A 20,114-nucleotide genomic window follows, 5' to 3' on the forward strand; every position below is an offset into this window, starting at 1 on the left:
CGAAACTGCGCGTCGACATGCGCATCGAGATCAAGCGGCTGCATCAGGCGACCGGCAAGACCATCGTCTATGTCACCCACGACCAGATCGAGGCGATGACGCTCGCCACCCGCATCGCCGTGATGAAGGACGGCATCGTCCAGCAGTTCGGCACGCCGGCGGAGATCTACAACAATCCCGCCAACATGTTCGTCGCCGACTTCATGGGCTCGCCGGCGATGAACCTGGTGAAGGCCTCGGTCGAAAACGGCGCCGGCGGCCTTGCGGTCTCGCTCGAACGGCCGAACGCCGCCCCGCTGAGGCTTCCCGTCACGATAACCGGCAACGGCCTTTCCTCCTATGCCGGCCGGCAGGTGATCTTCGGCATCCGCCCCGAGGCGCTGACCGACCCCGACGGCGCCGACCGCAATGCCCGCTCGCTCACCGAAGGCGACTGCCTGATCGAAGTCGTCGAACCGGCCGGTTCCGACACCTTCGCCGTCACCAAGCTCGGCGGCAAGGAAGTCGTCGCGCGCCTGCGCGCCGATGCAGGCATCGCACCCGGCCAGCACACGCGCCTCGCCTTCAATCTCGACAAGGCCGTGTTCTTCGATCCGGAAACGCAGGCGCGGATCGCATAAGGTGGAGCGCCGTGCGTCCGATAAGACGCGCCAAGGGCGCTCCATCTCGATTCTCGGGTTATGCGTTAGGCGACGGCCGTTAGGTTGAGGGTCACCGGCGCGAAACGTGAGGAGACCGCTTCGACGGTGATTTCTCCCACCAGCCCCGTCGCCTCCAGCCAGAAGCCTGATGTGCCGCCCTGCAGCGGCACATTGGTTGGGCCGACGATCTTTGCCGGGCCATGGACCTTCAGCGAAATGCTGTCGTTCATGAACGGCAGGCGATTACCGCACTGATCGAGGGCACGGATGATGACACGCGTGCTGTCACGTTCGCGGGCTTTCAGCGTGCCGGCGTCGGCCACGATTTCCAGCGTCGTCGGCATGGGATCGGCCGCCAGCCTCAGGCTGGCCACGGGCGTGCCGTCGATATAGCCGGTGAGGGTGCCGTCGATCCATTCGAGCCCCCAGGTGCCGAGCTCATCTGATGTGAAGTGCCGGTGGTCGAGCACAACAGGCGGATGCGGCAGGTGCGGGTAATTCTCCCGATCCGGACCAATACGTTTGCTGAGCCCGCCATATTGCAGTTCCACCTCGTCGCAATTGGTCAGGATGATCAGCGGCAGCACGCCGCCGATATTGCGCTCGCCGCGCGCCCAGAAGGTAACGGGCTTCATGACGATCTCTTCGGAAGGATCGCATTGGCTGATATAGGCATAGGCCGCGAATTTCGGTTCGCGGAACATGTCCATGACGCCGTGATAGCAAATGCGATCGCCGGAGCCGAAATCCTTGTGGGTATTGTAATCGAACATGCACCAGCCGATGGCGCCGGAAATATCCGGATCGCCGTAGGCGGCATTCAGCACTTCGAGGTGACGGCGCACATGCTCGGCCTGGCGCTGTTCCTGATCGTAGATCTTGGTCGGGTGCATATGGCCGTTGAACTCGGTGATGAGGTACGGCACCTTATGTGACAACCCGGTATTTTCCTGCTGGGTGCGGAGCGCGGTGCGCGGGCGGTTGGAGCCCGGCAGTTCCTCGTTGCCGAGGATGAAGTCGTTCATCGTGTAGACGTCTTCGAGCAGCTCGCTTTCGGTGATGTAACGCACGCCGCCGGTCTGGCGGGTGCTGTCGAGCTCACGGGCCAAGCGGTTGGTCTCCACGTAGAAGTCGTGGCTATCCTGCGACTCGTTGATGCGCACGCCCCAGATGATGATCGAGGGATGGTTCCAGTCGCGCTCAACCATGCGGCGGACGTTCTCGATCGATTCCTTCTGCCAGTCGGCATCGCCGATATGCTGCCAGCCGGGGATTTCCTCGAAGACCAGGAGGCCAATTGTATCGCAACGGTCGAGGAACCATTTTGACTGCGGGTAATGCGAGGTGCGGACGATATTGCACTTCAGCACGCTCTTCATGATGTCGGCGTCGCGTTCCTGGGCGGAACGGCCGGCGGCGTAACCGACATAGGGGAATGCCTGATGGCGGTTGAGGCCGCGCAATTTCAGCGGCTTGCCATTGAGGCGGAAACCTTCGGGGGTGAATTCGGCGGTACGGAAGCCGAAACGGGTGGAGAGACGGTCGGAGCCGTGCTCGGTCCTGATTTCGACTGAGATTTCGTAGAGCGCTGGATTGCTAATGTCCCAGAGCGCGATGCCGGTGAGGCCGCCGAAGGAAAGTCGGGTTTGCTCGCCGATCGTTTCGGTCACGGCGGTGGCGATCACGGCGCCGTCGGCCTGCTTCAGCGTGGCGGTGACCGTTGCAGAGAAATTGCGGCCTTCGGGATTGGCAATATCGACGCGGACGGTCGCGGATTTCTCAGGGGCGAGAACGTCTGATGTTTCGATCTTGAGATTGCGGATCGAGACCGGGTCGGTGACCTTCAGCCAGACGTCGCGGTAGATGCCGGCATAGGTCAGGTAATCGATGCGGCCGCCGAAGGGTGGAATGGCAGGATTTTCGCTGCCGTCGATTTTCACGGTCACGAGGTTTTCGCCCTTGACCAGCCTGCCGGTAAGGCGGGCCTCGAAGGGAGTATAGCCGTCCTTGTGGGCGATGATCTCCTCGCCGTTCAGATAGACGACGCCATCCGCCATCGCGGCGTCGAAGATCAGCGAAACCTCGCGGCCCTCAAATTCCGGCAGCCAGCGCAGCACCTTCTGATAGGTGAAGGCGCGCTGATAGCTCTTTTCATCGAAATAGTTAAAGGGCAGTTCGACGGCGGTGTGGGGCAGGCTGACCGGCTTGGCGGCATCGAAGTTTTCGAGCAGGCGCTGGCCGAAGCCCTCGTGGAAACTCCAGCCCTCGTTGAAGGAAACGACGGAACGCATCTTAGGCTCTCCGGGTCGTAGCATCAGGAGCCGTGCGGCTCCCTTTGGCGCATGAAAATCGGATCATCGGGTATTCCTCCTTGATGCAATGAGGCGCGAGCGCTCCAGCGCGTCGCATCAAAACTGATTCATGCGATGCGCTTTAGCTTTTTTCGTGCAGGCCGTCATCCGGAACCGCTGCCGCCCCTTGCAGATGACGCTCCGGGCCAACACCGTCCTATCAGACAACGGCGATATCGTCAGGCATGCCTGTCCAACGCACGGCGTTGTGCTCCATAAACTACGGATATTGTGCGCCGTTCGTCTTGGTATAGATCGAATAGACCGAACGGGTCGCGGTAATGAACAGCCGGTTCTTCTTAGGGCCGCCGAAGGTAAGATTGGACACCGTCTGCGGCACCTTGATCTTGCCGAGCAGCGTGCCATCGGGTGAGAAGCAATGCACACCATCACCCGCGCTTGTCCAAAGGTTTCCGCCGATATCGAAACGAAAACCGTCGGGATGGCCGGCATCGAGGCTGCAGAAATAGCGGCTGTTGGCAAGCGTTCTGCCGTCGACGACATCAAAAACCCGGATGTGGCATGGCACTTCGTGTTTGCCCGAGCCGGAATCGGCGATGTAGAGTTTCGTTTCATCGGGCGAGAAGGCAAGGCCGTTCGGCTGGATGAAATCTTCGACGACGGCGTCGATTGCGCCGCTTATCGGGTCGATCCGGTAGACGTTACGGGTCGGCTGTTCGGGCTCGGCCTTGTGGCCCTCGTAGTCCGAGAGAATGCCGTAGGTCGGATCGGTGAACCAGATCCCGCCGTCCGAATGGACGACAACGTCATTTGGCGAATTTAATCTCCTGCCCCGGTAGCTGTCGGCGAGGACGGTGATGCTGCCATCGAATTCGGTGCGGGTGACCCGGCGGCCGCCATGTTCGCAGGAGATGAGCCGGCCCTGTCTGTCGCGGGTATTGCCGTTGACATAGTTTGAGGGCGAGCGGAAGACGGAGACCGTCCCATCCGGTGTCCAGCGCATCATGCGTTCGTTCGGGATATCGCTCCAGAGAAGGCAGTTCAGGTCGGAAAACCAGACCGGGCCCTCCGTCCAGCGGCAGCCGGAATAAAGCTCATCGAGGGCGGCGCTGCCGATAACCAGAGCGGCGAAACGTTCATCGCGGACCTCATAAAGCGGATTGTCAGCCACGCCAGTTCCTCCCTGAATGCTGCTGTCTTTCTCCTAGCGACAAATCCTCCCAGCTACCAGAGCGCGGCAACGGGAAATGTGAGGGCGCGGGTTTTCTCAGAGAGCGGCGACCGGATGCGGCGAGCCGTCGTAAGCACCCCAGATCGACTGATCGAAACAGATGACTGAGCCGGTCATCAGGCCGGATTCCGCCGATGACAGGTAGGCGCAGGCGCGCGCCACCTCGTGTGGATCGACGAGCCGGCCGAAGGGCTGATTCGCCGCTGCCTTCTCCAGCCAGTCGGCAGGTGCATCGTGATATTCGCGCTGGATGCGATCCTCGCCTTCGGAAGCCATCCAGCCGATGTTGAGGCCGTTGACGCGGATGCGGTTGCGCAGCAGCGCATAAGCGGTGTTCTTCGTCAGCGTTTCCAGCGCGCCCTTGGAAGCGCAGTAGGCGGCGATGAAGGGCTGGCCGGCTTTAGCCGACATCGAGCCTATATTGACGATCGTGCCTTCGATCTTTTCGCGACGCATGACCTTCACTGTTTCCTGCATCAGGAAAAACGGCGCCCGCACATTGACGGCAAACATGGCGTCGAAGAGTTCGGGGCTGGTGTCGAGGATGGTGCCGCGATCGGTAATGGCGGCGGCATTGACCAGCGCGTCGACCCGGCCGAAGGCCTCGTCGCAGGCGTGGACGACGTGGCTCGCATCCTCGACTTTGGCGAGGTCAGCCTTGACGTAAACGACCTTCACGCCGGTCGCAGCCGAAATCTCCGCCGCCCTCGCCTTGCCCTTGGCTTCGTTGCGGCCACAGATGATGATGCCTTCCGCGCCGCGTTCGGCGAAGAGACGGGCAATGGTGGCACCCAAGCCTTGCGTGCCGCCGGTGACGATGGCGATCTTGCCGTCAAGGCGGCCGTGATCCGTGCTCATGTAATTCCTCCTTAGTGATGATGTGCGAATGCCTCCCGCGATGCGGGAGGCTCTTAGATTGGTGCCGTGTGGCCCCCTCATCCGCCCTACGGGCACCTTCTACCCTCGGGGAGAAGGTGCCGGCAGGCGGATGAGGGGGCCTCTATTTCTACTTCAGCTCAACTTCTTCCGCGCCTGCTCGGCAAGCGCTACCTTGAAGGTCTCGTCGCTCCAGCCTTCCCGCAGCGCCTCATGCATCAGCTGCGCCTGCGTCTTCGGCGCCCGCCCGCCGAGCGGCGGGTCGCGGTCGAGATTGGTGGGGAAGGAATAACCTTCGGCGCAGGCGGCGACGGCGTTCGCGATTTCGTCGGACGAGAGCCGGTCTTGTAATGCCTTCAGGGCGGGGAAGAGCGTGGCGCTCATCCTCTCGCGATTGACGGTCTCCATGGCCCGTCCAAAGGCGGAGGAGACCTGCAGGAGGTTGGCGACACGCTTTATGTCGGCCGAACGGTTGGTGCCAGCGGCGTGGAAGAGGGCGGGATTGAAGAAGACGACGTCGCCTTTTTCGAGCGGCAGCTGGACGTGGTTGGCCTCGAAGTAATCCCGGAACTCCTGGCGCTTCAGCGCCAGATAACCCGGTACATAGGTCTGGCTGTGCGGCAGGAAGAGCGTCGGACCGCTTTCGAGCGGCATGTCGCAGTGCGCGACCGCGCCCTGCAGCGTCAGAACAGGAGAGAGCCGGTGAACATGCGCCGGAAACTGCTCGATAACCTTCGATGACTGGAAGCCGAGATGATAGTCGCGATGGGCCGACTGCGCCGCACCGCCCGGATTGACGCGGTTGACCTGCGCCGTCATCTGATAGCTCGGCCCGAGCCAGGCTTCGCTTGCGAGCGCGATAACGGCGTTGCCGTAATATTCGGCGAAATTTTCCGGATCGGCGAGGCAGTGTTTTTCCAGCGAATTCCAGATGCGATCGTTGGCGCCGGGCTTGGCGAAATGATCGCCGCCGCCCGTCGAGGTGCGGTGCTGTTCCTCGATGATGGCATTGAAAATCGCGCTGGCGCGGTCGATGATGCCGGTGTCTTGATAAGCATGTTTGAAAACGACGACGCCTGGGCCTTCGCCGAAGGCTTCGCAGATTTCGGCCAGCACGAGGCGTTTGCCTTCGCCGGTTGCCGCCGCCGTCACCTTGCAGCTGTCATAGATCAGCACGTTCTTCTCGACGGCTGAAGCTGTGGGGTAATCGGCAAGCGCGGTAGTCTTTTCCGCAAGGCGGCGAAAATCGTCGAGATCGCAGGCATCTTCGCTGAGCCAGACTCGGTCGGCGCGCAGTTTCTGCTGATTGTCGGTCTTCATGATGGCTCCTCCTCTTTCGATGAAGGCACTATACGCTGCGATACCGGGTGATGTAGATCAGAAATCCATCAAAAAACCATCAAGCGGATTCCATGGCCCATCCCTTTCTCGTCAAGGACATCGCCTTCCAGGCGGGACTGAGCACCGCCACCGTCGACCGGGTGCTGAACGGCCGGCCGGGTGTGCGTCAGCAGACGGCAATGCGGGTGAGGGCGGCGATCGCCGAGCTGGAAAAACAGCAGGCCGGCGCGATGGGCAGTGGGCGAACGCTGGCGATCGATATCGTCATGGAGACGCCGCAGCGGTTCAGCGATGCAGTGCGCGCCGCTTTCGAGGCCGAGATGGCGGCCTTCCTGCCCGGCGTTTTCCGCTGCCGTTTCCATTTTGCCGAGGTGATGAAGCCGACCGAACTGGTGCAGATTCTCGATCGTATCCGGCTGCGCGGCACGCATGGCATCGTACTCAAGGCGCCTGACGTTGCCGAGGTGGCCGCGGCCGTCGCGCGGGCGGATGCGGCCGGCATTCCGGTGGTGACGCTGGTCACCGATCTGCCGAATTCGTCCCGTATCGCTTACGCCGGCGCCGACAACCGGGCTGCGGGAGAGACCGCCGCCTATCTGATCGGCGAATTCCTCGGAACTGCCGGCGGCAAGGTGCTGGTGACGCTGTCGAGCGGGCGGTTCCGCGGCGAGGAGGAGCGCGAAATCGGCTTTCGCCGCGTCATCCGCGCCCATTATCCCGCAATCGGCATTGCCGAAATCAGCGAAGGGCACGGCACCGATACCGCCACGGGAGCGCTTGCGGCGGCAGCACTTGCGGCTGATCCAGCCATCAATGCCGTCTATTCGATCGGCGGCGGCAATCGCGCGGTGCTGGCGGCCTTCGATGCGGCAGAGCGTCCCGTCCGCGTCTTCGTCGCCCACGATCTCGATGCCGATAACCGCGCCCTGCTTGCCGCAGGCCGTATCGGCTTCGTGCTGCATCACGATCTCAGAACCGATGCCCGCTCGGCCTTCAGGGCAATCATGAGGCGGGCACAAGCACCGGGGCGGGCCGTTCCAGCTTCACTTTCTTCCGTCGAAATCGTCACGCCCTATAATATGCCCACGCCCGGTTGAGCCAATTGACTTCCTTCCACGCTGAGTTCGGGCTACAGCTTCGGAACGGACAAAAGTGAGCGGCATGGATTACAGCGACGTCAGCACGATTGCGGCCTGGGTTACGGAGCAGGGACTGAAGGGCGCTTCGGAAGCGGAGCTCATGACCGGCTTCTGCGCGGCCTGCCGCGATGCCGGCCTGCCGCTCGACCGCGGCATGGCGCTAATGGACACGCTGCACCCCGTGCATGAGGGCAGGGCCTTCCGCTGGGACAGCGTGGAAGAGATCGAAACCGAATTCGAGTATGGCCCGACGGGCTCGCGCGAAGCGGCTGCGACCTGGCAGCGCTCGGCCTTCTATTATCTTTGGTCGGGCAACGAGCGAGAGGTCCGCCGACGCATCGGCTTCGGCGATCCGATCGATTTCACCATGCTCGACAAGATCGCCGAAGCTGGTAACACCGATTTTGTAGCAATGATGCATCGTTTCAGCGAAGCCGGCACGATCGGTGAGATGGATTGCTTCTTTTCGCATTTCGCAACCAAGCATCCCGAGGGTTTCTCGGAGCACGATATCGCCATTCTGCGCAAGCTCGTGCCGGTTCTCGGACTGGCGATCAAGTGCATTGCGCTCGGGCGCATCGCCCGCACCATCGCGGAAGTCTATCTCGGCGAGGATGCGGCGCGGCAGGTGATGGAAGGCAAGATCAGCCGCGGTAAATCGGAGCGGATTTCGGCTGCGCTGTGGTTTTCCGATCTGTTGAACTACACCAAGATTTCGGATCGCGTGCCGCCGGAGGAAATCATACCGCTGCTCAACGATTACAGCGAGGTAGCGATCTCGGCGATCCATGAGGCGGGCGGCAATGTGCTGAAGCTGATCGGCGATGGTGTTCTCGCCATCTTCAAAGGCGAAGTGCCGGCCGAGACCTGCCGGGCGGCGCTGAGGGCGGAATCGCTACTGCGGGAAAAACTCACTAAGCTGAATGCCGCACGCGCCACCGACGGCCGGCCGACGACCGACGTCTATATCGGTCTGCATATCGGCGATGTCTTCTACGGCAATATCGGCAGTCAGGACCGGCTGGACTTCACCGTCATCGGTCCCGCCGTCAACGAGGTCAGCCGGATTGCCTCCATGTGCCGCTCGGTCGACCTTAACCTGCTGATCTCCTCCGATTTCGCCGCGGCCATACCGGTGGAAGAGCGTGCCGCGCTTGCCTGCGTCGGACGTTATGCGCTGCGCGGCGTGCAGCGTGCGCAGGAACTCTACACGCTCGACAGCGCCCGGCTGAACGACTGACATTTTCACGAAACCTTCGAGGCTTAACGCAACAGGCCCTGGCCGCCGTCGATCCAGATCGGCGTGCCGGTGATGTGCCGGGCGCGATCGGAGGCAAGGAAGAGGATGGTTTCGGCAACATCCTCGCTTTTGCCTGCCTTTCCGCCGGCAATCGGGATATCGCCCTGCGGCCAGATGACCGGCACCTCCGTCTCCTCGCGACGGCGGCTGTCGGTATTGGAGCTGATGTTCGTCTCGATCTCGCCAGGGCAGACGGCATTGACGCGGATGCCGTGCCGGCCGAGTTCCAGGGCGAGCTGCTGCACCATGGCGACCTGGCCGGCCTTGGTTGCCGTGTAGGCGGTGGCACCCGGCGTCGTAAAGGTGCGGGTGCCGTTGATCGAGGAGACGACGACGATCGAACCGCCACGGCGCTTCAGGTGCGGAACCGTCAGGTGCAGGGTCAGGTAGGTGCCGCGCAGATTGACGGCGATGGTCTTGTCCCATTCATCCGGCTTCAGGTCGTCGATGGGCGCCCAAACCCCATTGATGCCCGCATTGGCAATGACGATGTCGAGGCCGCCGAAGGTGTCGGTGAGCTTCTTCACCGCGGCTCTCATTTGCGCTTCGTCACTGGTGTCGGCCGTCAAGGCGATCGACTGACCGCCGGCGGCGGTGATCTCGGCGCAGGTTTTTTCGACTTCGTCGGCGGTGCGGCTCAGGACTGCGACCCTTGCTCCCTCGGCGGCGAGCCTTAACGCGGCCGCCTTGCCGATACCGGAACCGGCACCCGTCACCAGCGCGATCTTTCCCTCAAGCTCCATGGGCTGCCTCCTTGACCTTCTGTCGAAAGGCAATGTTCAGCGCGACAGTTGGTTCCGGAAGCAGCGGTGGCTGGGCTATCTGAGGAGCGCTTGCCGCAGCGCCCATTTTTCCGGCCCGTGGACGGCGGCGAAAAGCAGGCCGGCCAGGAAGGTGAAGTGATCGACGAAGAAGCCGAATTCGGCCTGGTTCTGCTGCCAATGGGACGGTCCGTGGAAGGCGAAGGCAAGGAAGATCACGTAGATACCAGCCACCAGGCTCGCCTCGGTGAAGAAAGCGCCTGATATGAAGGCAAGGGCCAAGGCGACTTCGAAAAAGGCTGCGACCCAGGCGAGGAAAGTCGCCATCGGGAAACCGGCGGCGGCAATGTAGCTTGCCGTGGCGCCGATATCGGCGAATTTGAAGCCGGCAGCCATGAAGAAGATGAAACTGAAGATGAAGCGGGCGACGATGATTGCGATTGCTCTGGCCATGGAAACCTCCTCTTGAGCTTTCATTATGACGCAGGAGATAGCTGATATCCTACACTGCGAATGAAAAAGGGCCGCTTGCGCGACCCTTCATGCTCTCACCACTCGGCAAAGCTCCCGTCGGCGTGCCGCCAGATCGGGTTGCGCCAGCGATGGCCCTCCTTGGCGCGCTCGATGACATAGGCCTCGTCGACTTCGATGCCGAGGCCCGGCCCCTGAGGGATGGAAACGAACCCATCGGCATATTGGAACACCTCCTTGTTGGAGATGTAGTCGAGGATATCGTTGCCGGTATTGTAATGAATGCCGAGGCTCTGTTCCTGGATGAAGGCATTGTAGCTGACCGCATCGACTTGAAGACAGGCAGCGAGCGCGATCGGGCCAAGCGGGCAATGCGGCGCCAGCGCGACGTCATACGCTTCGGCCATCGCCGCGATCTTGCGGCATTCGGTGATGCCGCCGGCGTGGGAAAGATCCGGCTGGATAATGTCGACATAGCCGTCGGAAAGGACTTGCTTGAAATCCCAGCGCGAATAGAGCCGCTCACCAAGCGCGATCGGTGTCGAGGTATGATTGACGATATCGCGCAGCGCTTCCTTGTTTTCGGACAGCACCGGTTCCTCGATGAACATCAACTTGTAGGGCTCGAGCTCCTTGGCGAGAATCTTTGCCATCGGTTTGTGGACGCGGCCGTGGAAATCGACGCCGATGCCGATATGCGGGCCGATCGCCTCGCGGATGGCGGCGATGGTCTCGACCGCCCTTTCCAGCTTCTCGTTGGTGTCGACGATCTGCATTTCCTCGCAGCCGTTGAGCTTGATCGCCTTGAAGCCGCGGGAAACCACGTCTCTGGCATTGTTGGCGACGTCAGACGGACGGTCGCCGCCGATCCAGGAGTAAACCTTGATGCGGTCGCGCAGCTGACCGCCGAGCAGGGAATGGATCGGCTGGCTGAGCGCCTTACCCTTGATGTCCCAGAGCGCCTGGTCGATGCCCGAGATCGCGCTCATATGGGCCGCGCCGCCGCGATAGAAGCCGCCGCGATACATCACCGTCCAGTGGTCCTCGATCAGGAAGGGATCCTTGCCGATCAGGTAATCTTCCAGCTCATGGACGGCGGCTTGGACGGTCAGCGCACGGCCCTCGACAACCGGTTCGCCCCAGCCGACGATGCCCTCATCGGTCTCGATCTTCAGAAACAGCCAGCGCGGCGGAACGATATAGGTAGTGAATTTGGTGATCTTCATCTTAGGTCTCAATCTCTTCTCGGATTTGCGATGGGACAGCGTGTCCACGGCCTCTCGTGATCGATCATTTCGTCCTGCCGATCGCCTTCTCGGCGGCGGCAAGGTCGCGAACCGCAAGGTCGAGCATGCGATTGGCGCATTCCCTGGCGCCTGTTTTGTCGCGCATGCGCAAGGCCTCGACCAGCTCGCCGTGAACGAGCACCGCATCCTCCCGGTTTTCGACGGCGATGTTGGAGGCATGCAGCGCATATTTCAGCGCTGCGTGAATGGCGCTCGACAGACGGCGGAACACCTGGTTGTGGCTGGCGGTGAGCAGCACCGTATGAAACATCACGTCGGCTTCGGTGAAGCTTTCCGGATCGCCTGCGCTGTCGCGCATCTGACGCCAGGCCCTGTCAAGATCGGCGATCTCCTGGGCGCTGGCGCGTTCGGCGGCATATTCGGCGGCAGCCGGTTCGATAGTGCGGCGCGCTTCGAGAATGCAGCCGAGCAGGTCGAAGTCCCTGATGTAAGGTCCCATCCAGTCGAGCACTTCGGCGTCCAGGATGTTCCATTCATCCCGGTCGCAAACGGTCGTCCCGACCCGCGGCTTGCCGCGGACGAGCCCCTTGGATTCAAGGACTTTCAACGATTCGCGGATCACGGTGCGGCTGACTCCGTAGAGTTCGCAGAGGTCGTTCTCGCGGGGCAACGGCGAGCCCGAGGGATAGCGATCTGCGCAGATGTCCTGAGCGATCGCTGCCGTGACGTTGCGGCGTACGCGGGGCCGGCGTTCGCTACCGGAGCTTTCCGTTCGGCCCTGTTCCTCGGTCGATTCCAACTTCACCTCTCCGCAATCTCTCCCAGGCAGCAACCGAACCTGATTATCCGAATTCGGTCCGCTTTGCGACGGGTCCATCGGGCTCCCATGAGTGTCCTATTATTCCAATCATCATACATTGGCAATTGACTGGTATGATGATTTAACATAATTCGTTGGATGCTGCCTGGGAGGCAGCTGCTCGATTTCAGAGTTTAGGGAGAGAGACATGCGCTTGTTCAAAGCAGCCATCTTGGCTGGCACTTTCGCCATTCTGGCGGCCGGCTCGGCATTTTCCGCAGACGTCAAGATCGGTTTCATCGTCAAGCAGCCGGAAGAGCCGTGGTTTCAGGACGAATGGAAATTCGCCGACCAGGCGGCCAAGGAAAAAGGCTTCACCGTCGTCAAGATCGGCGCCGAAGACGGCGAGAAGGTTCAATCGGCGATCGATAACCTCGGCGCGCAGGGCGCTCAGGGCTTCATCATCTGCACGCCTGACGTGAAGCTCGGTCCCGGCATCGTCGCCAAGGCCGAAGCCAACCAGCTGAAACTGATGACGGTCGATGACCGTCTCGTCAGCGCCGACGGCAAGCCGCTGGAAGAGGTGCCGCATATGGGTATCTCGGCCACCAAGATCGGCGAAACCGTTGGCCAGGCGATCGTCGATGAAATCAAGAAGCGCGGCTGGGACATGAAGAATGTCGGCGCGATCCGGGTCTCCTACGATCAACTTCCGACCGCCGTCGACCGCGTCGAGGGTGCGATCTCGGTACTGAAATCCGCCGGTTTCCCGGCTGAGAACATCTATGATGCGCCGCAGGCGAAGACGGATACCGAGGCAGCGCTCAACGCCGCGACCACCGTTCTCAACAAGCATGCCGACGTCAAATATTGGGTCGCTTTCGGCCTCAACGACGAAGCCGTTCTCGGCGCCGTTCGCGCTTCGGAATCGGTTGGCATTCCGGCGACAAACGTTATTGGCGTCGGCATCGGCGGTGCAGAATCGGCGATCAACGAGTTCAAGAAGCCGGCAGCGACGGGCTTCTTCGGAACAGTCATCATCTCGCCGAAACGGCACGGCTATGAGACGGCGCTGAACATGTACGACTGGATCGCCAACGGTAAAGAGCCGGAAAAGCTGACGCTGACGTCAGGTTCGCTGGCGCTACGCGGCGATTACGAGAAGGTCCGCAAGGAACTCGGCATCGATTGATCATCGCTCAAGATGAGACGTCTCCGGCGGCGGCGTAAGCGTGCCGCCGGAACCTTCGGTGGGGTGATGATGGCTTTTCTCGAATTCAAACATATCTCCAAGGGCTATCCCGGCGTGCAGGCACTGTCGGACGTCTCGTTTGCCGTCGCGAAGGGCGCCGTCCACGGCCTGATGGGCGAGAACGGCGCGGGCAAATCGACGCTGATCCGCGTGCTGTCGGGCGATCAGGCCGCCGACGCCGGCAATATTCTCATCGACGGCGAGGAACAGAAATATGCCTCGGTTCGCGACGCCTTCCACGCCGGCGTCATCGTCATCCATCAGGAACTGCAGCTCGTTCCGGAGCTGACGGTGGCTGAAAATCTCTGGCTCGGGCGTTTTCCCGCCAAGGGCGGGGTGATCCAGGCCAAAACCCTGATCGAGACGGTGCGGTCGAAGCTCGATGAAATCGGCATCGATGTCGATCCGGCGGCCAAGGTCGCTTCACTTTCGATCGGCGCGCGGCAGATGGTCGAGATCGCAAAGGCCGTCATGCTCGAGGCGCGGGTGATCGCGCTCGATGAGCCGACCTCCTCGCTCTCCTCGCGCGAAAGCGAAATCCTGTTTTCACTGATCGAAAGATTGAAAGCGAAGGGAGCGGTCATCCTCTATGTTTCGCACCGTCTCGACGAAATCTTCCGGCTTTGCGACAGCCTGACGGTGCTGCGCGACGGCAAGCTTGCTGCCCATCATCCTGAGATCGCCGCCACGACACGTGAACAGATCATCTCGGAGATGGTCGGCCGCGAGATCAGTGATATCTGGGGTTGGCGCGAGCGTCCGCTCGGCGACATCCGACTGGAGGTCACGGGCCTCTCGGGGGCCAAGCTTCGCCATCCCATCAGCTTTTCAGTTCGCCGAGGGGAGATCCTCGGCTTTTTCGGCCTGATCGGCGCCGGCCGCAGCGAGATGGCGCGGCTGCTCTACGGCGCCGACGCAAGGCATCAGGGCCAGGTGACGATCGATAGCGTCGCCGTTTCGCCGAACGATCCGAAAGCGGCGATCGACGCCGGCATGGTGCTTTGCCCGGAGGATCGTAAATCCGACGGCATCGTTCAGGGGCGATCGATCGAGGAGAATATTGCGATCTCGTCGCGCCGGCATTTCTCTCCCTTCGGGGTTCTGAACCCGAAGAAGGAGGCGGCGCTGGCCGATCAGTTCATCGCCCGGCTGCGGGTGCGCACGCCATCGCGCAAGCAGGACATCATCAATCTTTCGGGCGGCAACCAGCAGAAGGTCATTCTGGGCAGGTGGCTTTCCGAACAGGGCATCAAGGTTCTGGTGATCGATGAGCCAACGCGCGGCATCGATGTCGGGGCGAAGTCGGAAATCTATGAAATCCTTTATGAGCTGGCGGCCGACGGCATGGCGATCGTGGTGATCTCAAGCGAGCTGCCCGAGGTCATGGGAATCTCCGATCGCATCATGGTGATGTGTCAGGGCAGGGTGGCGGCCAATGTCGCCCGCCCGGATTTCGACGAGCGCGGCATCCTGACGGCGGCACTCCCCGACAAGAATGCCGCAGGCATCATGTAAGACTGGGAACACGGACGATGACTTCGTTGAAAAAAATCCTTCTGGGGGAGCAGGGGCTGGTGGTGATTTTCGCCGCCGCCTTCGTGATCGTCTCGCTCTTCGTTCCGAACTTCCTGACCGAGCGAAACATGCTTGGGCTGCTGCAATCGGTCGTCACGATCGGCATCGTCGCATGCACGATGATGTTCTGCCTGGCTTCCCGGGACTTCGACCTTTCCGTCGGATCGATCGTCGCTTTCTCCGGCATGGCTGCGGTGATGGTCTCGAACGCGACAGGCTCCATTCCCGTCGGGTTGCTGGCAGCCCTGCTCTGCGGCGCCGTCGTTGGCCTGGTCAACGGTATCGTCATCGCCCGGTTCCGCATCAATGCGCTGATCACGACGCTTGCGACTATGCAGATCGTGCGCGGGCTGGCGCTGATCGCGTCGGATGGCCGCGCCGTCGGCATCAACGATCCCGCCTTCTATCAGCTTGCCCTGTCGCGTTTCCTCACCGTGCCGACTCCGATCTGGATCATGCTCATCCTTTTCTTCTTCTTCGGCTTCGTGCTCAACCGCACCGTTTTCGGTAAGAACACGCTGGCGATCGGCGGCAATCCCGAAGCTTCGCGGCTTGCCGGCGTCAATGTCGTCAATATGCGCATCTGGATCTTTGCGCTGCAGGGTCTTGTCTGCGGCATTGCCGGCATCCTGCTCGCCTCGCGCATCACTTCCGGCCAGCCGAATGCGGCGACGGGGCTCGAGCTCTCGGTGATCTCGGCCTGCGTCCTCGGCGGCGTTTCGCTTGCCGGCGGCCGGGCGGCAATGAGCGGCGTCATCGTCGGCGTGCTAATCATGGGCATTGCCGAAAACGTTATGAATCTGCTGAATATCCAGGCATTCTATCAGTATGTCGTGCGCGGGCTGATCCTGCTGATCGCAGTGCTGCTCGACAATTTGAGATCTTCGGCTGCGGGACGACGCGGATGAGCAAAGGGCATGTCGGGGACGACATCGATCTGGGCCGCGGTGATCTCTCCGTCAGGATCAGCCGCCGGGGCGCGGCCATCACCGCCGCAACATTCCGGGGCAAGCCTTTCCTCGTTTCGACAGGTGGCCAGGATGGGACCTTCGCGAGTTTTCCCATGGTTCCGTTCGGCAACCGCGTGGAAGGCAATGCCATGACCTTTGGCGGACGCAACTATGCCTTCCAGCGAAATTGCCACGATCCGCTCTACCTGCATGGCGATGGCTGGATCAGCCTATGGGAGCTGGAAGAATCGAGTTCCGAGCACGCGCAGCTCCGCTTTTGGCGCGATGCCGACAGGATCTCGCCCTATGCCTATCTCACCCGGCAAGAGATCCGCCTCAGCGGCAATCGGCTAGCGCTGACGCTCTCGGTGGAGAACAGGGGAGAGGCGGTCCTGCCCTTCGGGCTGGGGCAGCATCCCTTCTTCACACGGACGCCGGAAACACGATTGACGATCGCAGCCGACCGCTTCTGGAGCGAACGGCCGGACCATCTCCCTGATGCACCTGGTCCGGTACCCGCTAAATTCGATTTCACTTCCGGTGCGCTGTTGCCGTGGCAGTGGATGAACAACGCCTTCGAAGGATGGAACGGACGGGCAGCCATCGCTTGGCCGGAACTTGGAATCCAGGCGACGCTGGAAGCCGATGATGCGCTCAATCGCTTCATGCTGTACATGCGGCTCGACCGGACAGATTTCTTCTGCCTGGAACCGATGAGCCACCTGCCGAATGGGCATCATCTGCCGGATTTCGGAGGGCTCAAACCTCTTGAGCCGGGCGAGGCTCTTTCAGGCAAGGTCACGATCGATCTGTCGGCGCTGCCGGTTCAGCCGGAGGGAAGATAGATGGGTGATCGCCTGCAGGGCAAAAATATTCTGATCACCGGCGCTGCGCAGGGTATCGGCCTTGCGATCGCCAAGGCTTTCATCAGGGAGAATGCCGCGGTCTATCTCGTCGATCGCGATGGAGCGCTGCTGGCGCATGCAGCGGGAGAACTCGCCAGCACGGGCGGCCGGGTTGGTTATCTGCCGGCCGACATTACCGATGCCGGAACAATCGCCAAGGCGGTTGCTCAGGCGAATGCCGAGATCGGGCCATTGAATGCGCTCGTCAACAATGCCGGGGTCAATGTCTTTGCCGAACCGCTCCACACGACCGACGAGGAGTGGAGCCGCTGCTTCGATATCAATCTCAAGGGAGCATGGAATTGCTGCAAGGCGGTGCTGCCCGGCTTCATCGAGCGCGGCGACGGCGTCATCCTCAACATTGCCTCCACGCACGCTTTCACGATCATTCCGCATACGTTTCCCTATCCGCTGGCGAAACATGCGCTGCTCGGCATGACGAAATCCCTCGCCCTGGAGTATGCGTCCCGCAATATCCGGGTGAACGCGCTGGCGCCGGGCTATGTCTCGACGCAGAAGGTGATCGACTACTGGAACAGCTTCCCCGATCCGGAGGCAGCGAAAGCCGAGACGATGAAGCTGCATCCCGGCGGGCGGATCGCAACGCCTGAGGAGATCGCCATGGCGGCGGTGTTCATGATCTCCGACGAATGCCCGTTCATGAACGCCACCTGCCTGACGATCGACGGCGGTCTCAGCGTGCAGCAGCATCCCGCCTGAAAGGCTTTCTATTTCGCCGATTTTTACGAGCCTGTCGTCTTCTCAGGATAGAGCGTTATATTGTCCCACCGGGAGGCTATCCAATCTCCCTCAGGCATGGAGCGGCGCCCTGCCGCTTCCTCAAAACCATCGAAACAGGAGGACGGCATGCAGATCAATCGCACGGCTTCGGCTCATTGGAGCGGCGGCCTCAAGGACGGCAAGGGCTTGATCTCGACCCAGAGCGGCGCCCTGACAGACTATCCCTACGGCTTTGCCAGCCGCTTCGAAGGCATTCCCGGCACCAACCCGGAAGAGCTGATCGGCGCTGCCCATGCCGGCTGCTTCACCATGGCGCTGTCGCTCATCCTCGGCGAAGCCGGCTTCACCGCCGAGCATATGGAAACCTCGGCCAAGGTGACGCTCGAAAGCGTCGAGGGTGGCTTCGCCGTCACTGCAATCCATCTCTCACTTTCCGGCCGCGTCCCCGGTGCAGATGAGGCGACCTTCACCGAACTGGCCAACAAGGCGAAAGCCGGCTGCCCGATTTCCAAGGCGCTCGCCGCCGTTCCGATCACGCTCGACGTCAAGCTCGCCTGATTTTTTTCTGCTATTGCCGCGAAGTGCCGCGCGTCTGATGTCGCGGCACTTTTCAATCGTGGCTCGCGCTCATCATCACCTCGTTTCGAAATTTATCGTACCGCTCGCGTTACGCAGGCGGCATTGACAAGTGACGTTTGATATTTTACGACTGACGAAATTCGAAAATCGTCAGTCGTTACTCGAGGTCTCGAAGTCCATGAACGACATTGCGGAAAATACGCTCGACGTCACGCGACAGGAGAATATCACGCGGATACTCGACGCGGCCGAGCGGCTGTTCCGGCACTACGGCTACAGCAAAACGACGGTGGCAGACATCGCCCGCGATCTCGGCATGTCGCCGGCCAATATTTATCGATTCTTCGCTTCGAAGGTGGAGATCCATCAGGCGCTCTGCGGACGCATGCTCGCCACTTGCTATCAGCTCGCTTACGACATCCGCCACCAGCCGCTCAGCGCCAGCGAACGGCTGCGCCTTTATGTCGAGACCCAGTATCAATGGACGATGGATACGATGCTCGACGAGATGAAGGTGCACGAGATGATCGTGGTCGCGATCGAGCGCGACTGGCATGTCATCGAGAAACATATCGATCGCGTCCATGATCTGATTGCTGAAATCATCGCCGAAGGCATCGCCTCCGGCGAGTTCGCCGAGCACGATCCGGTGGTCGCCTCGCGCTGCTTCGGCGCGGCGACGGTCAATCTCTGTCATCCCCAGATGGTGGCGCAATGTCTCGCGAAGACCAACCGCGCTGCCGTCGACGAACTGATCGATTACGCCATCAGGGCGCTCAAGAAATAATCGACGGCAGCCGTCGTCGGTCCCCCGAAACATTCCAGGAGTGCGGAAGATGTTTTCGCTCAACACCCTCAGCAACCGCATGCCGTCCGTCGCGAACCTCGCGCTCATCGGCGTCATCGGGATCGGCCTGTCCGCCTGCTCGGAAGAAAAAGCTGAGGTCAAGGAAGTTATTCGGCCGGTGAAGGTCGTGGAGATCGCCAAAGCCGACGATACCCGCAAGCTCGATTATTCGGGGTCGGTCAAGGCGCGCACGGAGATGAACCTCGGGTTTCGGGTGGCCGGCAAGATCACCGAGCGTCTCGTCGATATCGGCGACCGGGTGACGCCGGGCGACGTTCTCGCCCGCATCGATGCCACAGACTATCAGCTCGCGGTCAAGACGGCCGAGGCCAATCTCGCCGCGGCCGAAAGGGGCGTCGAAACCGCCGATCTCGCCAACAAGCGCGCCGAGCAGTTGTTCGACAAGAGCGTCGCCCCGAAGTCGCAGCTCGAACAGGCAGCACTCAGCCATGACCAGGCGATCTCGCAGCGCGACGCAGCGCTCTCGGCGCTGGATCAGGCGAAGAACCAGGTGAGCTATACCGAGCTCAAGGCCGGCCAGAATGGGATAGTGACATCGATCAATGCCGATATCGGCCAGGTCGTTGGCTCCGGCAGCCCCGTTTTGACCGTTGCCGTCGATGGTGAAAAGGAAGTGCAGATCGCGGTTCCGGAAAACGACATTGCCGAATTCAAGCCCGGCAAAACGGTCAAGGCCAGTTTCTGGGCTGATGCCAGGCTGGTGCTCGACGGCAAGGTGCGCGAGGTTTCCGGCAGCGCCGACCAGCAGTCGCGCACCTTTGCGGTTCGCGTGAGCCTGCCGAACGATCCGCGGGTGTTGCTAGGCATGACCGCGACCATCGAAGCCGATGTCAACAACGGCAACAGCTATGTCTCGATCCCGCTCACTGCGCTGGCCGAAAAGGACGGCCAGCAGATGGTCTGGACGGTCGACCGTGACACCGCGACGGTGCATGGCCGCATCATCGAGGTCGCCGATTTCACCGGCGACGGCGTGCATGTGACCCAAGGCCTCGATAGCGGCGATCTCGTCGTTGCCGCCGGCACCCAATTCATGAGCGAGAACCTGAAGGTGAAGGTGCCGGAGCAGCAGTCGGCCCAGGCCGATACCGACCAGGCCGTTCGCTAATCGCGCTTCAAGAGGGAA

19 protein-coding genes are annotated in these 20,114 nt (G+C 61.4%); 11 read left to right on the forward strand and 8 right to left on the reverse strand.

Going from position 1 to position 20,114, the window contains the following annotated elements; all coding sequences use genetic code 11:
• Window positions 1–620, forward strand: a 620-nt coding sequence (locus PH551_RS07285) for an ABC transporter ATP-binding protein (RefSeq protein WP_285192467.1), incomplete at its 5' end; no start/stop codon positions are given.
• A gap of 65 nt (window positions 621–685) precedes the next feature.
• Here the strand turns inward: PH551_RS07285 and PH551_RS07290 are convergent.
• From PH551_RS07290 to PH551_RS07305, 4 genes are all read right to left on the reverse strand, one after another.
• Complete coding sequence (locus tag PH551_RS07290; protein ID WP_285192468.1) at window positions 686–2,932, reverse strand: glycoside hydrolase family 2 protein; 2,247 nt, start codon at window positions 2,930–2,932, stop codon at window positions 686–688.
• Window positions 2,933–3,212: 280 nt separating this feature from the next.
• Window positions 3,213–4,124: an SMP-30/gluconolactonase/LRE family protein gene (locus PH551_RS07295; RefSeq protein ID WP_285192469.1), complete on the reverse strand. Its 912-nt coding sequence runs from the start codon at window positions 4,122–4,124 to the stop codon at window positions 3,213–3,215.
• Between the two features lie 96 nt (window positions 4,125–4,220).
• Window positions 4,221–5,042, reverse strand: coding sequence for an SDR family oxidoreductase (locus PH551_RS07300; RefSeq protein ID WP_285192470.1), 822 nt, complete (start codon window positions 5,040–5,042; stop codon window positions 4,221–4,223).
• 153 nt (window positions 5,043–5,195) lie between these two features.
• Complete coding sequence (locus PH551_RS07305) at window positions 5,196–6,380, reverse strand: phytanoyl-CoA dioxygenase family protein (RefSeq protein WP_285192471.1); 1,185 nt, start codon at window positions 6,378–6,380, stop codon at window positions 5,196–5,198.
• 92 nt (window positions 6,381–6,472) lie between these two features.
• Between PH551_RS07305 and PH551_RS07310 the strand changes: the two genes are divergently transcribed.
• Window positions 6,473–7,498, forward strand: a complete 1,026-nt coding sequence (locus tag PH551_RS07310; RefSeq protein WP_285192472.1) for a LacI family DNA-binding transcriptional regulator — start codon at window positions 6,473–6,475, stop codon at window positions 7,496–7,498.
• A 64-nt stretch (window positions 7,499–7,562) separates the two neighbouring features.
• On the forward strand, window positions 7,563–8,780 hold the full coding sequence (locus PH551_RS07315) for an adenylate/guanylate cyclase domain-containing protein (RefSeq protein WP_285192473.1): 1,218 nt from the start codon (window positions 7,563–7,565) through the stop codon (window positions 8,778–8,780).
• A 23-nt stretch (window positions 8,781–8,803) separates the two neighbouring features.
• Here PH551_RS07315 and PH551_RS07320 read toward each other — a convergent pair whose 3' ends face one another.
• The 4 genes from PH551_RS07320 to PH551_RS07335 form a co-directional block, all read right to left on the reverse strand.
• On the reverse strand, window positions 8,804–9,583 hold the full coding sequence (locus PH551_RS07320) for an SDR family oxidoreductase (protein WP_285192474.1): 780 nt from the start codon (window positions 9,581–9,583) through the stop codon (window positions 8,804–8,806).
• 75 nt (window positions 9,584–9,658) lie between these two features.
• Window positions 9,659–10,054, reverse strand: coding sequence for a DoxX family protein (locus PH551_RS07325; protein ID WP_285192475.1), 396 nt, complete (start codon window positions 10,052–10,054; stop codon window positions 9,659–9,661).
• Between the two features lie 95 nt (window positions 10,055–10,149).
• Window positions 10,150–11,298, reverse strand: a complete 1,149-nt coding sequence (gene dgoD, locus PH551_RS07330; RefSeq protein ID WP_285192476.1) for a galactonate dehydratase — start codon at window positions 11,296–11,298, stop codon at window positions 10,150–10,152.
• 64 nt (window positions 11,299–11,362) lie between these two features.
• Window positions 11,363–12,118, reverse strand: a complete 756-nt coding sequence (locus tag PH551_RS07335; RefSeq protein WP_483315409.1) for a FadR/GntR family transcriptional regulator — start codon at window positions 12,116–12,118, stop codon at window positions 11,363–11,365.
• A 208-nt stretch (window positions 12,119–12,326) separates the two neighbouring features.
• Here PH551_RS07335 and PH551_RS07340 point away from each other — a divergent pair, with 208 nt between their 5' ends.
• The 8 genes from PH551_RS07340 (at window position 12,327) to PH551_RS07375 (ending at window position 20,096) form a co-directional block, all read left to right on the forward strand.
• Window positions 12,327–13,310, forward strand: coding sequence for an arabinose ABC transporter substrate-binding protein (locus PH551_RS07340; RefSeq protein ID WP_097597157.1), 984 nt, complete (start codon window positions 12,327–12,329; stop codon window positions 13,308–13,310).
• Between the two features lie 69 nt (window positions 13,311–13,379).
• Window positions 13,380–14,885 (forward strand): L-arabinose ABC transporter ATP-binding protein AraG, encoded by a 1,506-nt coding sequence (gene araG / locus PH551_RS07345; RefSeq protein WP_285192478.1) that lies wholly within the window; start codon window positions 13,380–13,382, stop codon window positions 14,883–14,885.
• A gap of 17 nt (window positions 14,886–14,902) precedes the next feature.
• Window positions 14,903–15,853: an L-arabinose ABC transporter permease AraH gene (gene araH / locus PH551_RS07350; RefSeq protein ID WP_097597158.1), complete on the forward strand. Its 951-nt coding sequence runs from the start codon at window positions 14,903–14,905 to the stop codon at window positions 15,851–15,853.
• Complete coding sequence (locus PH551_RS07355; protein WP_285192479.1) at window positions 15,850–16,740, forward strand: aldose 1-epimerase; 891 nt, start codon at window positions 15,850–15,852, stop codon at window positions 16,738–16,740. The genes araH and PH551_RS07355 overlap by 4 nt, the downstream gene beginning before the upstream one ends.
• On the forward strand, window positions 16,741–17,520 hold the full coding sequence (locus PH551_RS07360) for an SDR family oxidoreductase (protein WP_285192480.1): 780 nt from the start codon (window positions 16,741–16,743) through the stop codon (window positions 17,518–17,520). It begins immediately after the preceding gene.
• Between the two features lie 147 nt (window positions 17,521–17,667).
• On the forward strand, window positions 17,668–18,099 hold the full coding sequence (locus PH551_RS07365) for an OsmC family protein (RefSeq protein WP_085779561.1): 432 nt from the start codon (window positions 17,668–17,670) through the stop codon (window positions 18,097–18,099).
• A 199-nt stretch (window positions 18,100–18,298) separates the two neighbouring features.
• Entirely contained in the window at window positions 18,299–18,907 is a 609-nt protein-coding gene (locus PH551_RS07370; protein WP_085779560.1) for a TetR/AcrR family transcriptional regulator, read from the forward strand.
• A 49-nt stretch (window positions 18,908–18,956) separates the two neighbouring features.
• Entirely contained in the window at window positions 18,957–20,096 is a 1,140-nt protein-coding gene (locus PH551_RS07375) for an efflux RND transporter periplasmic adaptor subunit (protein WP_285192481.1), read from the forward strand.
• Window positions 20,097–20,114 lie beyond the last annotated feature (18 nt).

The organism is Rhizobium atlanticum (assembly GCF_030182485.1).
GTDB lineage: Bacteria > Pseudomonadota > Alphaproteobacteria > Rhizobiales > Rhizobiaceae > Rhizobium.

Excerpts from the sequence above, each read along its gene's own strand:
- PH551_RS07320 (WP_285192474.1), bottom strand. The coding sequence starts at position 9,583 with ATGGAGCTTGAGGGAAAGATCGCGCTGGTGACGGGTGCCGGTTCCGGT.
- PH551_RS07360 (WP_285192480.1), top strand. The coding sequence starts at position 16,741 with ATGGGTGATCGCCTGCAGGGCAAAAATATTCTGATCACCGGCGCTGCG.
- PH551_RS07290 (WP_285192468.1), bottom strand. The coding sequence starts at position 2,932 with ATGCGTTCCGTCGTTTCCTTCAACGAGGGCTGGAGTTTCCACGAGGGC.
- araG (WP_285192478.1), top strand. The coding sequence starts at position 13,380 with ATGGCTTTTCTCGAATTCAAACATATCTCCAAGGGCTATCCCGGCGTG.
- araH (WP_097597158.1), top strand. The coding sequence starts at position 14,903 with ATGACTTCGTTGAAAAAAATCCTTCTGGGGGAGCAGGGGCTGGTGGTG.
- PH551_RS07315 (WP_285192473.1), top strand. The coding sequence starts at position 7,563 with ATGGATTACAGCGACGTCAGCACGATTGCGGCCTGGGTTACGGAGCAG.
- PH551_RS07305 (WP_285192471.1), bottom strand. The coding sequence starts at position 6,380 with ATGAAGACCGACAATCAGCAGAAACTGCGCGCCGACCGAGTCTGGCTC.
- PH551_RS07300 (WP_285192470.1), bottom strand. The coding sequence starts at position 5,042 with ATGAGCACGGATCACGGCCGCCTTGACGGCAAGATCGCCATCGTCACC.
- PH551_RS07325 (WP_285192475.1), bottom strand. The coding sequence starts at position 10,054 with ATGGCCAGAGCAATCGCAATCATCGTCGCCCGCTTCATCTTCAGTTTC.
- PH551_RS07370 (WP_085779560.1), top strand. The coding sequence starts at position 18,299 with ATGAACGACATTGCGGAAAATACGCTCGACGTCACGCGACAGGAGAAT.
- PH551_RS07340 (WP_097597157.1), top strand. The coding sequence starts at position 12,327 with ATGCGCTTGTTCAAAGCAGCCATCTTGGCTGGCACTTTCGCCATTCTG.
- PH551_RS07310 (WP_285192472.1), top strand. The coding sequence starts at position 6,473 with ATGGCCCATCCCTTTCTCGTCAAGGACATCGCCTTCCAGGCGGGACTG.
- PH551_RS07365 (WP_085779561.1), top strand. The coding sequence starts at position 17,668 with ATGCAGATCAATCGCACGGCTTCGGCTCATTGGAGCGGCGGCCTCAAG.
- dgoD (WP_285192476.1), bottom strand. The coding sequence starts at position 11,298 with ATGAAGATCACCAAATTCACTACCTATATCGTTCCGCCGCGCTGGCTG.
- PH551_RS07355 (WP_285192479.1), top strand. The coding sequence starts at position 15,850 with ATGAGCAAAGGGCATGTCGGGGACGACATCGATCTGGGCCGCGGTGAT.
- PH551_RS07375 (WP_285192481.1), top strand. The coding sequence starts at position 18,957 with ATGTTTTCGCTCAACACCCTCAGCAACCGCATGCCGTCCGTCGCGAAC.